The organism is Larkinella knui, from assembly GCF_003858645.1.
Taxonomy (GTDB): Bacteria; Bacteroidota; Bacteroidia; order Cytophagales; family Spirosomataceae; genus Larkinella; species Larkinella knui.
In genome coordinates, this window is sequence record NZ_RQJP01000002.1 from 150,839 (window position 1) to 165,358 (window position 14,520).

The 14,520-nt window shown below is 52.2% G+C and carries 15 protein-coding genes; 8 read left to right on the forward strand and 7 right to left on the reverse strand.

What is annotated here, in order from left to right:
- The first annotated feature begins 13 nt into the window (after positions 1-13).
- The 4 genes from EHT87_RS09560 to EHT87_RS09575 all read left to right on the forward strand — a co-directional run bounded on the left by EHT87_RS09560 (position 14) and on the right by EHT87_RS09575 (position 3,637).
- Positions 14-1,030, forward strand: coding sequence for a bile acid:sodium symporter family protein (locus EHT87_RS09560; RefSeq protein ID WP_229320962.1), 1,017 nt, complete (start codon positions 14-16; stop codon positions 1,028-1,030).
- 223 nt (positions 1,031-1,253) lie between these two features.
- The gene (locus tag EHT87_RS09565) at positions 1,254-1,604 is read left to right on the forward strand and encodes a YciI family protein (protein WP_124906345.1); all 351 of its coding nucleotides are present in this window, start codon (positions 1,254-1,256) and stop codon (positions 1,602-1,604) included.
- 44 nt (positions 1,605-1,648) lie between these two features.
- Positions 1,649-2,875 (forward strand): RNA polymerase sigma factor, encoded by a 1,227-nt coding sequence (locus EHT87_RS09570; protein ID WP_124906347.1) that lies wholly within the window; start codon positions 1,649-1,651, stop codon positions 2,873-2,875.
- A gap of 96 nt (positions 2,876-2,971) precedes the next feature.
- The gene (locus tag EHT87_RS09575) at positions 2,972-3,637 is read left to right on the forward strand and encodes an arginine-tRNA-protein transferase (RefSeq protein WP_124907212.1); all 666 of its coding nucleotides are present in this window, start codon (positions 2,972-2,974) and stop codon (positions 3,635-3,637) included.
- Positions 3,638-3,640: 3 nt separating this feature from the next.
- Here EHT87_RS09575 and EHT87_RS09580 read toward each other — a convergent pair whose 3' ends face one another.
- The 3 genes from EHT87_RS09580 to EHT87_RS09590 form a co-directional block, all read right to left on the reverse strand.
- Positions 3,641-4,246, reverse strand: a complete 606-nt coding sequence (locus tag EHT87_RS09580) for a YbhB/YbcL family Raf kinase inhibitor-like protein (RefSeq protein ID WP_124906349.1) — start codon at positions 4,244-4,246, stop codon at positions 3,641-3,643.
- A 162-nt stretch (positions 4,247-4,408) separates the two neighbouring features.
- Entirely contained in the window at positions 4,409-4,831 is a 423-nt protein-coding gene (locus EHT87_RS09585; protein WP_124906351.1) for a hypothetical protein, read from the reverse strand.
- Between the two features lie 262 nt (positions 4,832-5,093).
- Positions 5,094-6,380 carry a hypothetical protein gene (locus EHT87_RS09590; protein WP_124906353.1) on the reverse strand — a complete coding sequence of 429 codons (1,287 nt, stop codon included), beginning with the start codon at positions 6,378-6,380 and terminating at the stop codon, positions 5,094-5,096.
- A 408-nt stretch (positions 6,381-6,788) separates the two neighbouring features.
- On the opposite strand from EHT87_RS09590, the gene EHT87_RS09595 reads away from it, so the two are divergent.
- The gene (locus EHT87_RS09595) at positions 6,789-7,820 is read left to right on the forward strand and encodes an SDR family NAD(P)-dependent oxidoreductase (RefSeq protein ID WP_124906355.1); all 1,032 of its coding nucleotides are present in this window, start codon (positions 6,789-6,791) and stop codon (positions 7,818-7,820) included.
- 88 nt (positions 7,821-7,908) lie between these two features.
- The gene (locus tag EHT87_RS09600) at positions 7,909-8,979 is read left to right on the forward strand and encodes an alpha/beta hydrolase (RefSeq protein ID WP_124906357.1); all 1,071 of its coding nucleotides are present in this window, start codon (positions 7,909-7,911) and stop codon (positions 8,977-8,979) included.
- 183 nt (positions 8,980-9,162) lie between these two features.
- Here the strand turns inward: EHT87_RS09600 and EHT87_RS09605 are convergent, their stop codons facing one another.
- Positions 9,163-9,396 (reverse strand): hypothetical protein, encoded by a 234-nt coding sequence (locus tag EHT87_RS09605; protein WP_124906359.1) that lies wholly within the window; start codon positions 9,394-9,396, stop codon positions 9,163-9,165.
- 211 nt (positions 9,397-9,607) lie between these two features.
- Between EHT87_RS09605 and EHT87_RS09610 the strand changes: the two genes are divergently transcribed.
- Entirely contained in the window at positions 9,608-10,063 is a 456-nt protein-coding gene (locus EHT87_RS09610) for a hypothetical protein (RefSeq protein WP_124906361.1), read from the forward strand.
- A gap of 103 nt (positions 10,064-10,166) precedes the next feature.
- Here EHT87_RS09610 and EHT87_RS09615 read toward each other — a convergent pair whose 3' ends face one another.
- From EHT87_RS09615 to EHT87_RS09625, 3 genes are all read right to left on the reverse strand, one after another.
- On the reverse strand, positions 10,167-10,748 hold the full coding sequence (locus tag EHT87_RS09615; protein ID WP_124906363.1) for a HEAT repeat domain-containing protein: 582 nt from the start codon (positions 10,746-10,748) through the stop codon (positions 10,167-10,169).
- Between the two features lie 18 nt (positions 10,749-10,766).
- Entirely contained in the window at positions 10,767-12,326 is a 1,560-nt protein-coding gene (locus EHT87_RS09620) for a zinc metalloprotease (RefSeq protein WP_124906365.1), read from the reverse strand.
- A 200-nt stretch (positions 12,327-12,526) separates the two neighbouring features.
- Complete coding sequence (locus EHT87_RS09625) at positions 12,527-12,850, reverse strand: MmcQ/YjbR family DNA-binding protein (protein WP_124906367.1); 324 nt, start codon at positions 12,848-12,850, stop codon at positions 12,527-12,529.
- A gap of 261 nt (positions 12,851-13,111) precedes the next feature.
- Here EHT87_RS09625 and EHT87_RS09630 point away from each other — a divergent pair, with 261 nt between their 5' ends.
- A complete protein-coding gene (locus EHT87_RS09630) occupies positions 13,112-14,398 on the forward strand; it encodes an Hsp70 family protein (RefSeq protein ID WP_124906369.1) in 1,287 nt (428 codons plus the stop codon).
- Positions 14,399-14,520 lie beyond the last annotated feature (122 nt).

The following is a 14,520-nucleotide window of genomic DNA, read 5'->3' on the forward strand; positions in this document are numbered from 1 at the left end:
GCACTTTTAGTTTGTGAACACCAAGTCAACGGCTTCCCCGGTTTCCTTCTCATCCATCCGCGCCCTGGCCGCCCGGGCGGGGTTAGACTGGTTTTTGCTGGCGCTGCTGAGCATGATCGGTCTGGCCTACCTCTGGCCGACACCCGGTATTCTGGAAGGGCCGTTCTCGTTGTCCAATCTGGCCAATCTGGGCGTTTCGGTCATTTTCTTTTTCTACGGGCTGCGGCTCAGTGGCGACAAACTCCGGGCGGGGCTGAGCAACTGGAAACTTCACCTAACCATTCACCTGACCACTTTCGTTGTCTTTCCGCTGGTGGTTTGGGCCGCGCTTTCGGTGTTCGGAACCGACGAAACCCGCTTGCTGTGGCTCGGTGCGTTTTACGTCGCAGCCCTGCCCTCGACGGTTTCGTCGTCCGTCGTCATGGTTTCGATTGCGGGGGGTAACATTCCGGCAGCTATTTTCAACGCCAGCATTTCCAGCCTGATCGGCGTGTTTCTGACGCCTTTGTGGATGGGTCTCTTTCTGTCGACCGGGTCGGGCGATTACGATCTGGCGGGCGTGATTGGCAAACTGGCGTTACAGGTCATTGCGCCCGTTGTGCTGGGTATTTTACTCAATCGCTGGCTGGGCACCTGGGCCGAACGCTACAAGAAAGCGCTGAGCAATTTCGACAAAATTGTCATTCTGATGATCGTTTACACCTCGTTTTGCGAATCCTTCGAGCGTCGGATGTTCCAGAGCCTGACGGTTTTGGATTTGCTGGTGCTGGGGGCTTGCATGTTGTGCTTGTTTTTTCTGATCTACGGTTTTGTCAATCTGATCAGCCGACTGCTCGGCTTCAACCGCGAAGACCGGATTACGGCACTGTTCTGCGGCTCCAAAAAATCGTTGGTGCAGGGCAGCGTGATGGTAACGGTTTTATTTCCGGCCAACGTCGTCGGCATTGTGCTGCTGCCCATCATGATGTACCACGCTTTGCAACTGATTGCCGCCAGTGTGCTGGCGCAGGCGCTGGCCCGGCGAAGTTGAGGGATCTCGCACCCATTTCCTGGATCGGCAGAACGGGATGTTTTAATTTTCGACGATCGCGCCCGGCAAAACCGTGAAAGAAACCGCCCTCACGCATCGAACCCAAAGTTGGCCCGAACTACCGGACGATGCCAGCGGCAAGAAAAATAATAGCCCGGCCCTGTCCTGTTTGCCAGATCTGAATTGTCATTGAGTTGTAATCTACCTTTAAAACTCAAATCAAATGGACGAATTCATTTTAATTTTCAGACACGAAGACGCCAGCGGCCGGGTCTCACCGGAACAGATGCAAACCTGGATGAAGCAAACGATGGATTGGATTGGCGGTATTGCCGCCCAAAACAAATACAGCGGAGGCAACGGGTTGCCGTTTCAGGACGCCCGGGTTGTCAGACCCAACAATGTGGTGACCAACGGCCCTTTCGGTGAGATCAAGGAAACCATCGGCGGTTATACCATTGTGAAGGCCGACTCCCTTGACGAAGCGGTCGAATTTGCGAAGGGTTGCCCGGTTTTGCAGGGCGAAGGCAACAGTGTGGAAGTCCGAAAAATTGCCCGAGCCGACGGCGTTTAACCTTAATGATGGCCTCTGCCCGCAAACAGAGGCCATTTTTCACGATGGAGCATCCGGAACTTCTACCGCATCTTTTCCGTACAGAATTCCGAAAAATAACGGCGGTTCTTGGCAAACAACTCGGCGTTGAACACCTGGAAGCGGCTGAGGACATTGCCAGTGAAACCTTCCTGGCCGCCCTCGAAACCTGGTCCTACAAGGGAATACCCGACAATCCGACAGCCTGGCTTTATTCGGTGGCTAAAAACAGAGCGCGAAATTACTTCACCCGAAACCAGCTTTTTACCGATAAAATTGCCCCGAAACTGACCGATTCTCCGCCGGATTTTGGGGAAGTGGAGATTGATTTTTCCGACAAAAACATCACGGACAGTCAGTTGCAAATGGTCTTTGCGGTTTGCCATCCGTCCATTTCCGTAGAAGCCCAGATTGGTTTAGTACTCCGTATTCTCTGCGGTTTCGGGATCGACGAAATCGCCAATGCGTTTTTAACCAACAAAGAAACCATCAACAAGCGGCTTTTTCGCGCCAAAGAAAAGCTGCGGCTCGAAAAAGTTGCGATTGAATTCCCGAACGAACGGGAGATCAACAGCCGGCTGGAAACCGTTCTAATGGCGTTGTATCTGCTCTACAACGAAGGCTATTATTCTGAAAGTCAGGACCGGATTTTGCGGGAGGACCTCTGTCTGGAAGCCATGCGGCTGACGTATTTGCTGATCGAAAATCCACCAACCAACCGGCCGGCCGTCAATGCGTTGCTGGCTCTAATGTGTTTTCATTCTTCCCGATTTCCGGCCCGAAAGGATGAAAAAGGGGAAACCGTGTTGTATCAGGATCAGGACGAAACACGGTGGAATCAGGCATTGATTGCCAAAGGCGGGTATTTTCTTCACCGGGCATCCCAGGGAAATACGCTCTCAACCTACCATCTGGAAGCCGGCATTGCCTATTATCACACCATTAAAGCGGATACGAACGAAAAGTGGGAACGCATTTTGCAGCTCTATAATCAGTTGCTCCAGATCGCGTATTCTCCCATTGCGGCTCTCAACCGGACGTTTGCCCTCTCGAAAACCAACGGAAAACCGGTGGCCATCCGGGAAGCCGAAAAGCTGCAATTAACCGACAACCCGTATTACTATACGTTGCTCGGTGAGCTTTACACGGATCTGGATACCGACAAAGCAAGAACGAACTACCAGACGGCTTACGCATTGGCTCGAACGGAAACGGACAAAAAAACGATTCAGAAGAAAATCGAGAAGCTTTAGCCCCCTGCATCCGGAAATGAACCTGTTTAGCTGGTTTTTTTGCACTTTCGTAGTTAATTTCAACCGGCATTACGTGCAGCACAATTACCCCTGATGATGAAAGGAAGCCAGTTGGATTTGTACCTGAGCCTCGGTTATTTTCGGATGCATCAGAATTTGTTTACCTGCCGGTATTTGGTGTTCGACGATACGGTTTTTCCCGTACACTGGCTGCGGTTTACGCTGCCAACCGTCAACTACGGCAGCAAACAGCGCAGTCTGCTTCGGCGCAATACAACGTTTTCCGTTGACGTAAAGCCGTTTGTTCTGACGCAGGAAATCGAAGCGCTTTATGCGATCTATAGAAACTCCGTAGACTTTGAAGCTCCCGAATCCGTCGGATTCTGGCTGTTCAACGGGGAAAGGTACGCCGTGTTCGACACCTACGCCGTTGAAGTGCGGGACGAATCCCGGTTGATTGCCGTCGGTATTTTCGACAATGGTGAGCAGAGTATTGCCGGAATCATGAATTTTTACCACCCGGATTACCGCCGGCATAGTCTGGGAAAATACCTGATGCTGCAGAAAATCAACCACGCGCGGCTCCAGCAGAAATTATATTATTACCCCGGCTACATCGTCAGCAACTACCCTAAATTCGACTATAAACTGTTTCCGGATGAAGCCGCCAGCGAAGTTTTCGATGACAACAGCGGTCAATGGCTTCCCTTTTCGTGGGAAACCGTCAACGTGCTGGCCGCCGATATTCTGGACGAACTGTAGACGTTACTGCGGCCGCTTGAACAAACCGACGTACGCAGCCTTTCCCAGAACATGCCCTTCCATCGCTTTTAAAATACTCAAACGCGTTGCGGAACCCTGCCCGTCGGCACCCGGTTTTACATCGAGTTTGATGTCCAGGGCATAAATTTCAAATACATAGTGGTGCAACGGTCCCGAAGCCGCAGCACCCGGACCGCGATACATCGGTGTGAGCATGTTCACCTGGTAACTGCCATCTGCCAATTGGGCACCGGCCGGAACGCCTTCCGGCAAACTGGTGGCCGTACCCGGTAGGTTCCAGACCAGCCAGTGCAGGTTATCATCCGGCGTTTTGTTACGGGCTACGTCCACATCGTGCATGTGAAGAACAAAACTCTGCGTGCCGGTGGGCACGTTCGTCCAGCTTAACTCCGGCGATGTTCCTCCGCCCGGAACTGCTCCCGGAGCCGCCTGGGAAAACTTGACAGGGATAATCCCGCCATCCGCAAAAGCCGTTGTTGTCAACCGCATCGGCGGAGCTGCGGGTGCTGATGAGGGAGCGGGTTGCTGCGCGAAAGTCAATGAAATTGTGCTGGTTAGCAACAGGAAGGCGATGGCGACTTTTTTCATCTGAATTTCGGATTTGATTTTAGCGTATCGGATCGAAATCTACCAAAAAGTCAGCGAATCGAGCGCAAAGCATGGCGGTTTAACGCCGTTTCTTTTTCAGCGGCCCAAAAACAAAAAAGCGGATGGCTCCGCTTTTTTGTTTTTTATAACCTCACGTGTTCATCAGTACCGGCGACCGTAATAACCTCCCCGATCGTTCCGGCGGTATTGTTGTTGGTAAGCAAATAAACGTTCGCGTTGGAACGGCGTCAATACCGACATCATTTCCTGATTTTTCCGACGCAGCGTATATTGGTAAGCTTGCGGATCCCGGCGTCTGGCGGCTTCCATTTCACGGTAGTCATACCGGTCTTCGATGCGCTTCAGTTGCCGTTCCTGGTGGCGCGATAAACCGACGATGGCGTCCAGCCGGTCAATTTTAATATCTTCCTGAATATCGTCGTAGCGTTGGTTGTTGCCGTAGCGGTCGTTATCGTAGCGGGAGTTAGGAGCCGGATAGCGATCGTTGTCGTAGCCGCGTTGGGCCATTACCGTTCCAGTGCTCAATAAGGCTAAGGTGACGAAAGTAAGGATGGTCGTTTTCATGGTTGGTCGTGTTTTATTTGTTGTAATATGCCTCTTAGAGGGGCAACCCGACCCAACGTTTAATGCGGTTTTGTTTTTTTCTTTCAACACCGGCCGTCCATCGACAAACCGCCTGTTTCTACCGATGAATTCTATTTTTTAGTCGATAAGTGCTACTTAAGTCACCATACGGGTTTACCAACGGCTCAATCAGTCACGCGGTTTTATGCATAGGTAGGGTTGTTAATAGAGGATCGAATTCATCGGCTGCGGTTTTGATACCTTATCTCACACAATCCATGCATTTCACCCGGAAAACTCCGCGCAGGGATGAGGTGGAAACCACCGGCGGTATTGACAGCACAAAAGCACCCGATGATTTTACATCAAAAGTACCAAAGATGACGCCGTACTTCATATCGGTGGCTTTAATTGATCCCTCGCTGATGTAAACTTTCTTGTCGACCAGATACAGGTGGGTATATTCGGTGATCGGATCGGGACGATAGATTATACCCGGATAAGTCTTCGCCCAGGGATAAATCCCCAATGCATCGACTGGCTTGGGGCCAGCCTCCCATTTAATATTCACCGTGCGTTGCCCATTTTCTCCGTCAAGTCCTTTGATACTTCCCCGCAGGTGAGCCCCGGCTTTCGGAAAATGAACCCAGTCTCCCCCACCGGCCTGTAGCGAAATGCCTTCATTGAGTACGTAGATCGTCGAAATCAGTTGAGCAACCTCTTTCCCCGGCGACTTCAACCGGGCAACCACCCGTACCGGATTCGTAGCCGGGAGTTGGCCGGGCGACTGGTAGGTCACTTTCTTCCCGGCGCCAACTACCTTGCCTTCGCCCTGGACTTCCCAGCCATCGATGTAGTCAACGGCGTGCGGTTTCGGTAACGGTCTTTCCTGACCTTTGGGAAAATCTTCCAGTAACCAGTTGATAGAACCCAAGTCGAACAATTCGATGTCGACGGATTGTCCCGGATCGATGGCGGTTAATTCGGGTTCGAGGTAGACGTATTTGAAAAACGTAAAATCCGTGAAGTGGTTGACCTCAATCGAAACCGTATGGTTGGTGGTGTCAACCTGCGTACCACCGACCGCCATCCAGACTCCTTTGGCATTTTGGTACGCGATGCCAAAGGCTTTCGGAAAGGTCCGTCTCCCTTCTTCGGCGGTATACTTCACCGTCATCGTCACCGGTTTGGCAAACTGCTGGCCATCCGGCAGCATCCGATAGCCGTCGCCCACCCCTGCCTCGTTGGTATTGGTGATGGGCTGAACCGATATGTCGACGTCTTTGGTCAGGGCGCCGGCCGGAATGGTCACGGTAAAACGGTCGTCTTCGGCGGTAATCGACCCGCCCGCCGGACCGATGGTTTTCACAACCGCAGTTCCCTGCGGAGTTCCCACCGGCTGAACAGCGCCTTGCTCGACCGGCGTCGGCGGAGCAGGGTCCGGATTGGAAGGCACCGGAGGGGTTAGATCAGTTCCGTCGGGTTTGCAGGCAGCCATAAACAGACAATAGAGCCCTACCCAAATTAATAGGCATGTAATGCGTTTCATGTGTTCAGTAGTTTTTGTTGTTGTGTCGGGAAAGATGATTATCCACCTTTCGGTGTTGCAAAAGTCAGATCACCCGGACGGTTTTCGGCCATGGATTCCGTTTCAACCGAAACAATTCATCCTTCAAGCGGGTAAAAAGATCGACAGGGTGATGAGCTCAGTTCTGAAAGTTGATTTTCTTTCGACCATTTGGGTTCTGATTCGCTATTCACGGGTTGTATCGCAGAGGTAAGCGGAGAAAAAAGGAGTTTAGCAGAGTTTTTAAATAATTCTCCGCTTATCTCCTTTTTCTCCGCTCAACTCCGCGATACAACCGAGAGCACCCATCGGAAGGAAATCCGTCGAATTAGCAACATTCCGCAGTCCTACCGGTTGAGTACTAATCATCGAAGACGAAAACGAAATAACATGAGTGTATCCAACAATAACAGAACCTGGTTGTGGGGACTGGCGGGGCTTGGCGTCGCACTGACGGTCCGGACGTTGTTCAATCAATGGCGCGAAATCGACTTTCAGGGAAAAACCGTTGTCATTACGGGCGGTTCGCGCGGTCTGGGACTGGTTTTGGCCCGGGAATTTGCGCAGGAAGGGGCCAATCTGGCCATTTGTGCCCGCGACGAAGACGAGTTGGAACGCGCCAAAGCAGACCTTGAACTCAACGGTGGACGGGTTTTCACGTATGCCTGCGACATGACGGATAAAGAGCAGGTGACGGCTTTTATTCAAGCCGTGCAACAGGAAATCGGGCCGGTCGATGTGCTGGTCAACAATGCCGGAACGATTCTGGTAACGCCCATCGAACATGCGACGGAAGCGGATTTTCGGGAAGTGATGGAAATCAATTTCTGGGCGGCTTTCCATTCCATTCAGGCGGTTTTGCCCCAGATGCGGGAGCGGAAAGCGGGCCGTATTGTCAACATTGCCTCGTTTGGTGGCAAAGTGTCATTCCCGCACCTGCTCCCCTATTCCACCAGCAAGTTTGCGCTGGTCGGGTATTCTGAAGGGCTACGGACCGAACTGCTCAAAGCCGGTATTTACGTAACAACGGTTTGCCCCGGTCTGATGCGAACGGGCAGTCCGAGAAATGCCTTTTTCAAAGGCCAGAACGAGAAAGAATACGCCTGGTTCAAGATTGGTGATTCGTTACCTATTCTGTCGAAAAGTGCCGTTGAAAGCGCCCGGCAAATTCTGGAAGCCTGCCGCTACGGCCGGGCCGAACTGATCATTTCGCTGCCCGCCAAAGTGGCTGCAGCCGTACACGGGTTTGCACCGGGTTTGACGGCCGAAGTGCTGTCGGTCATCAATACGCTGCTACCCGGCCCGGGCGGTATTGGTGAACAGCGGGCGCTCGGAAAAGACAGCGAGACGTCGGCCACCCGCTCGGTTTTTACGACCTGGACCGACGATGCTGCGGAAGCCAATAACCAGTATACGTGGTAACCGCATTCTGAATCACGACGTTGGGAATGCTTTGGTCTTTGTTCAACTTATCAGTAAGTTGCCGGACGAAAGCATTCCTGAACCGTTCATGAAAACTATTGGTGTTTCCGCACTGGCGATCCTGTTCGCCGTCTTCCTTCCGTCCTCCGCTGTCAGCCAAACCGCTTCCACCAAAAAGGGAACCGTTGAACGCATAAAAGTGCACGGGAAAGGTCTGGAAGGCAATTTATCCGGCGATTCGCCCGACCGCGACGTCTCGGTTTATCTACCGCCCAGTTACAAAACCGACAAAAACCGCCGGTATCCGGTGTTGTATCTGCTGCACGGTTTTACCGACAATGCGGATCAGTGGTACGGTTTTACCAGGCATTGGATCAACCTGCCGGAAGTGGTCGACAAGGCCTTTGCCGACCCCGCCGTGCGCGAGATGATCATTGTGACGCCCAATGCCTACACCAAATTTTTCGGCAGTTTTTATTCCAACTCCGTCACCACCGGCAACTGGGAAGCGTATGTGGCGCAGGAATTGGTGGGCTACATCGACAGCCATTACCGGACCCTTGCGAATGCCGCCAGCCGGGGATTGACGGGCCATTCGATGGGGGGCTACGGCACCATTCGCATCGGTCAGAAATACCCGGAGATTTTTTCAAGTATCTACCTGCTGAGCCCCTGCTGCATGAGCGCCAACCTAGCTGCCAACCGGAACGAAGCCGCGGCAGCCCGGATGGAAGTCATCAAAAGCATGGAGGAACTGGAGAAAGCCGATTTCGGCACCAAGGCGGCTTTTTCAACGGCCGCAGCCTGGGCTCCCAACCCCACCAAACCGCCTTTTTACCTCGATCTTCCGGTAAAAGACGGGCAACCGCAGCCGGGTATTCTGGTAAAAATGGCGGCTAATGCTCCGCTCGCCGTGATCGATCAGTACATTTCCAATTTGAAGAAGCTACACGCCATTGCGTTCGATGCCGGATCGAAAGACGTGGGGATTGCGGCCAGCAATAAAGTGCTGGACAGCGTTCTGAATGATTACCAGATCAAGCATACCTACGAAGAATACGAGGGCGACCACATCAACCGGATTGGCGAACGCATCGAGAAAAAAGTGTTGCCATTCTTTTCGGAGAACCTGTCGTTCGACCAGCCCAGACGCCGGTAATTTCAACCGTCCTCTACCAGATCCAACCAGCAGCCGACTTTAAAAAGAAGGCCTGGCCATTGCTTAAACCGCCCGGTTTGCCAAGTCAGCATCCGGCCATAAATAACCACCGGAATGTACCAAAAAAGCCGCCAAAACGCTCACTGGAGCACTCTGGCGGCTTTTTTAGCTTTTTTTAGTCTCCTATTTTTTTGTTGAATCCTGTTTCAATTCTCTATAATCCTGACGGGCCGAATCCAGTTCAGTCTGTTCCTCCTGAACATCACTGCTGTCACCTTCTTTCTGAGCTTCAATGACGTCTTTGTACTCGTCACCGACTTTATCGGCTTTTTGTTCCGTTTTCGATTGACAGGCCACTTGAGTAGAGGCTGCCAGCAGGGCCAGAGAAAGCCCGCAGATCCATTGTTTCGTTTTCATACGTTGAAGAATTGCTTTTGAAAATAACCGCCTGCGCGCGGGTTTGTTTAAAATGCCGCATTTTCGCACAAGGCCAAAACCGGAGTCGAAACCCCAATCAAGTCGGTTTGCGCCCGTTTCAGGAATCAAATATACCAGTTCATGACACCCGGAATTGATTACCGGGTGCGCGCCGTGTTAAGTTTGCAACGAACAATAAACAACGACACTGATGAAAAATGTACTGATTCTCTTATTGGCACTGGTTACGTTTGCTTCCTGTAAAAAAGATTCTGAAAAAGGAGAAGTAACGCCGAAAGACCCGGCCACCGCCGTTGCGGGAACCTACAAACTGAGTTCGTTTGCGTACGAAGTAAATGGCAAGAGTGTGGTCACCTACAAAACGTTACCGGTAACCCAGCAAGGTGTAACGGTGTCGGCTACGGCCGAAATGGAAAAAACCTCGGACGGGACCGTTTCGCTGGTTCTGTTGCTTAAAGCAACCGGCGAGGACGATCAGCAACTGGATCTGGGCGAATACGAAGTCAAAGCCAACGGAGCCAATTACGGCCTATTCAGCGACGGCGGCTCCCAAATTGCCGAAATCAAAGCCGGGAAGCTGGTTTTTGAAGCTTCCGGAACCTCGGAAGATGGTTCGGTTGAAATCCGGTTTGAAGGTAAAAAATGATAAGCAGACGCCCCCTGGGGAAAACCGGGGGCCTGTTTGCCGCCACAGACTGGTTTTTCCGAATAGCTCCGGCGGAGCTATTCGGAAAAACCAGCACTTCGTTCTAATGCAACTGCCCGTTCAGATTCCGGTCGGGTTTAGGAGCACGGTGTTTACCCGCTGGCTTCGAAACCTGCTCCAAGGCCCGGCGAATGCGCAGATTCTTTTTCAGTGCTAAAAACCGGTCGACCATCTGCTTGCCTTCCGGTTCTCCGGACTGGCTCAGGTAACGGACGATAAACAACGACAGGTCGGGAACGCCAGCGGTCAGCATTTTCTCCATCACCACCCGCCCCACTTCCGGCGAAATCGTATGAATCGCCTGGAGGGCCTCACACCGAATCACGTTTTCTTCGTGGTCCGTTTGGGCCAGCCGCATTAGTTCGTCGATCGTTTCAACGCTCTTGTGTTTCCCCAGCGCGTAAATGGCCTGTTTTCTCAGGAGCGTATTGACCGAAAACCGCTCGGTGGCCATGACTTTCAGCACCTGAATTTCGGGTTCACTGAACGTCAGGTCCAGCGGTTTGCTGAAAGCGCAGGAGCCCGACATGAGTTTTTGGTTGAGATCCATCCGGATTTTGATGGCTTCGAATTTATCCAGTTCTACCAGGCGCGAAGGCCGGGTTAGGGGTCTTGTAGTTTCCATGTTGACTAAAGTGACAGGTTAAACAAATACCATAAAGCCGTGGGGCATCATCGTCCGGTACTGATCGTAGTTCAGGCTGGCCCCCCGAACCCCGGTATTGGAGCGCATCAGATTATTTGTATCCTCCAGGTGTGATAAACCCAGGTAATGGCCGACTTCGTGGCCAATCAGTTTACTCAGTACATCGGTATTGAGTCGCCGGACGCCGAGGGCATCCGTAAACCCGGTTTTCTCAACCGCTACGCCATCCTCGTTGCCGGTTTTCGACGTTGGGCCCGGAATGTCACCCGCGTATCCGTTGTACGTGTTCCAGTTAAAACTCTGACAGACATACACATCCACAAAATCATTGGGCACCGACCAGTCGCTCAGCAGGTTCCTGAATTCGCTTTCACTATCGAGAGTCGTATACCCGCCCGCCAGCGAATTGTTGATGATGTAGCGCTGAACACCGCGCAACGTAATGTCGCGCTGCTCATAAATCTGGCGCATGATGTCGACCGCCGTATACAGATCGATGTGCTCCTGCGAGCCAAAATCACCCACTTTAATGATGTTGACGCCGTAGGCCAGCATCACCCGGCAGGTGATCTGGCCCGTAATGACCCGGCCGTCGGTTGCTTCCATCCGGATTTCCAGCGCCAGATCTTCCTTGCTGTGGTACTTGTTGTAAATACCGCTGCCAACCGGCGAGCTAAACCAGAACGAGCCCTGCCAGGTGGAAAAAGCCGGAACCACCGGATTGCTGGACAAGTCAAAACCGCCCGACTCGACCAGCGAGCCACTGCCAACACCACCGTCCCAAAAACTCCAGTTGATTCTCCGCTTCATGGTGACCGACGCAGCGTCTCCGTTGGCAATGGTCACCAGACATTCGGTCAAAAAAGTGTTGCTGGCCGATTGAAAAGCGCCCCGTGCGCTCCACGTGCCCGTTACGGTCGCGCCCGCCGGAGCCACCTGAAGCGACAGCGGATTGGAGGGCAACACGTAAAACGACTTTATGAAAGACGTCTGGCTGCCGTCGCGCCGGTAGAGGTCGATTGTAAACCGCACCAGCCCGACCGGTAACGTGCGCGTTTGGTCAAAAGCAACGGAAACCCGTTTATTCGCCCGGTCTTTCGCGGTCAGTTCCTGCTGGATCGTGAACGGTTCACCCGCCCACTCCACATCGACGGTGACCAGATCAGCCGGGCTTTCGAAGTCGTTGCGAAAACTGACTTCGAGCGCAAAGGGAAGATGGCTGAGCAGGTAGGTGCTTTCCGCTTTCACATCGGCAATTAAAAACCGGGGCATGGCGCGGAAGCTGAAATGACGGTCCATCAGTTCGGCCGTCGAGCGATTTACCGTGCCGGTTTGACGCAGCGCTTTTTGCAATTCTTCCGTTCCGGCAACCTGCCGGGCCAGCTTCTGTAATTTGGTCCCTTCTGAGGTAGAAAGCCCGAATCGTCGGGTGATTTCATCCACCGAATCCCGGGCAAAATCGGGCATCTGAAAGGCTGGGGTGTCACTTAGGGAGAAGGCGTTTCCCGGTGCGGTGCGGAGAAAAGCCGACCGCACGGATGTTTCAATCGTTTCCATAAAGTGCAGATAATAAGGTAGTGCAATAGTGCTCTGCTAAAGTATACGGCAACGATCACGAATTCCAGCGGGCAAGTACGGCTTTACCGGCGTATAACTACCTGATTGAGCGAAAGGTAAGTCAATGCCGGCGTACCCGGTTTTCCACATCCAGCAAGGTCCCGGGTTTGAAAAAGACGGGGTCGGATGAATCGTTTAGGCTACTTGGTTCCGGGTTTGAAAACATGCCGGTGTGCCGTGGTTAAAGCATCCCGAAGCGTTTCTTCTTCCACTTTTTCCAATTCCACAAACGTCCAGCCCTGTTTTCCCCATTTGTTGGGAACCGGATAAATAACCGTTTTATCAAAAGCCGTAAAAACCGACTGGTCGATTTCCGAAAACTTCAGACACGCCCGTTTTTGCTTTTCGGTCAAGGTGGCAAAAATCTTCTTTTTAACCCGAAAGGAGGCCTTTTCAACATGAGGAAGCTCGACGGTTTCGGGAAGCGACAACGCTAATTTCCGGAATGACTCAGTGGTTACCATTGCGAAGGTGCGGTTTTTAAAAGACAACTGTACACAGTGCGTTATCTTGTCTGACGGACTCCCTATTTTGAGAGCAGGTTCTTTGGAGTCCGTTGAAAAGCTTTTTCTTTTCAAACAGGTTGTTGAAAAGTGGACGAAAAATAAAGAAATAAACTTAAATTTGCGCCCCTTTATCCAATCAAAGCCGTGTAGTCCTGCTTTGGTCAGGTTCATTACCTGATCGAAAACCGGCTTTGCCTGTAGTATCTGAGCAAAACCGGTATGTCAACACTCTCCTGCGGAATCGACTTTGGCACCTCCAATTCCAGCATAGCCCTTGCCCATGACCGTCAAATCAGCCTGGTTCCGGTTGAGCAAACCCATGTCACCATTCCCAGCGCCATTTTTTTTCAGCGCAGCGACAACAAAGCTTTTTACGGCCGAATCGCGGTTAACTTATTCTTCGACCGGCAGCAGGGCCGTTTTATGCGCAGCCTGAAGCGGGTTCTGGGCACTTCGCTCATGAAGCAGGGCACCGTGGTGAACGGCACGGTAATGAATTTTTCCAGTATCATTGCCTCTTTTTTAAAAACGATCAAGTCGAAAGCGGATGCCGTTGCCGGTCAGGAAATTGAAAATGTGGTGATGGGCCGCCCGGTTCACTTCGTCGATCATTCGCCGGAATCCGACGCACAGGCACAGGCCGAACTGAAAGAAATTGCCCGGCGGATTGGCTTCAAGCACATCGAATTTCAGTTTGAACCCATCGCTGCGGCTTTTGCGCACGAAGCCCGGCTGACCGGCGAAAAACTGGCGATCGTCGCCGATCTGGGTGGGGGAACGTCCGATTTTACCGTGATCCGGTTGTCGAATCAATCCGTCCATAAGTCGGATCGGTCCCAGGACATTTTAGCCAATACCGGGGTTCGGGTTGGTGGTAACGATTTCGACAAGGACCTGAGCCTGGCGGCTATTATGCCCGAACTGGGTTATCGGAGTACGTACGGCGACAAGCTGCTCGAAGTTCCCTTAAAACCGTTTCATGACCTCGCAGAATGGAGCAAAGTGAATTTTCTGTATACGCCCAAACTCATCATGCAAACCCGGCAGTTGCTCCATCAATCGCACGACAAAAAGCGGTATAAGCGGCTGGTAAGCGTGCTTGAGAACGAAACCGGACACGCAGTTCTGGCCGCCACTGAAGGGGCAAAAATCGCTCTTACGGCTCAGGATCACTACAATACCCCGTTCGATTTTGTGGAAGAAGCATTTTTTATACCCATCAAACGGACGTTATTTGAAGAGGCTATATCCGGTGAGGTTGAAAAAATCGTCACTTCGGCCACTGCCTGTCTGCGGGATGCCGGGGTCAGCCACCAGGCCATCGACCTGGTTATTCTCACCGGCGGCTCCACCGAAGTGCCGCTGATCCAGGCCGAATTTAAACGGCTGTTTCCGAATGCCGCTATTGCCGACGAAAATAAACTCTCCAGCGTTGGGTTGGGACTGGCTTATGATAGCCAGAGCAAATTTGGCACGGGTGTTCAATCAACTACCGTCGTCCCTTAACACTTTACGGAGTGAATTGGCAAGATGTTTCAAACCGGTAACAAAGAGTAGAAAAGCCCCAAAAATGACTTATGGACTGGCTGGTTAGTATGCGTAGACATACCAAGCTGGATGGAGTTGAA

Bases quoted from the DNA above. Each gene is read 5' to 3' on its own strand.
- EHT87_RS09565 (WP_124906345.1), top strand. From the start codon at position 1,254: ATGGACGAATTCATTTTAATTTTCAGACACGAAGACGCCAGCGGCCGG.
- EHT87_RS09570 (WP_124906347.1), top strand. From the start codon at position 1,649: ATGGAGCATCCGGAACTTCTACCGCATCTTTTCCGTACAGAATTCCGA.
- EHT87_RS09575 (WP_124907212.1), top strand. From the start codon at position 2,972: ATGAAAGGAAGCCAGTTGGATTTGTACCTGAGCCTCGGTTATTTTCGG.
- EHT87_RS09580 (WP_124906349.1), bottom strand. From the start codon at position 4,246: ATGAAAAAAGTCGCCATCGCCTTCCTGTTGCTAACCAGCACAATTTCA.
- EHT87_RS09585 (WP_124906351.1), bottom strand. From the start codon at position 4,831: ATGAAAACGACCATCCTTACTTTCGTCACCTTAGCCTTATTGAGCACT.
- EHT87_RS09590 (WP_124906353.1), bottom strand. From the start codon at position 6,380: ATGAAACGCATTACATGCCTATTAATTTGGGTAGGGCTCTATTGTCTG.
- EHT87_RS09595 (WP_124906355.1), top strand. From the start codon at position 6,789: ATGAGTGTATCCAACAATAACAGAACCTGGTTGTGGGGACTGGCGGGG.
- EHT87_RS09600 (WP_124906357.1), top strand. From the start codon at position 7,909: ATGAAAACTATTGGTGTTTCCGCACTGGCGATCCTGTTCGCCGTCTTC.
- EHT87_RS09605 (WP_124906359.1), bottom strand. From the start codon at position 9,396: ATGAAAACGAAACAATGGATCTGCGGGCTTTCTCTGGCCCTGCTGGCA.
- EHT87_RS09610 (WP_124906361.1), top strand. From the start codon at position 9,608: ATGAAAAATGTACTGATTCTCTTATTGGCACTGGTTACGTTTGCTTCC.
- EHT87_RS09615 (WP_124906363.1), bottom strand. From the start codon at position 10,748: ATGGAAACTACAAGACCCCTAACCCGGCCTTCGCGCCTGGTAGAACTG.
- EHT87_RS09620 (WP_124906365.1), bottom strand. From the start codon at position 12,326: ATGGAAACGATTGAAACATCCGTGCGGTCGGCTTTTCTCCGCACCGCA.
- EHT87_RS09625 (WP_124906367.1), bottom strand. From the start codon at position 12,850: ATGGTAACCACTGAGTCATTCCGGAAATTAGCGTTGTCGCTTCCCGAA.
- EHT87_RS09630 (WP_124906369.1), top strand. From the start codon at position 13,112: ATGTCAACACTCTCCTGCGGAATCGACTTTGGCACCTCCAATTCCAGC.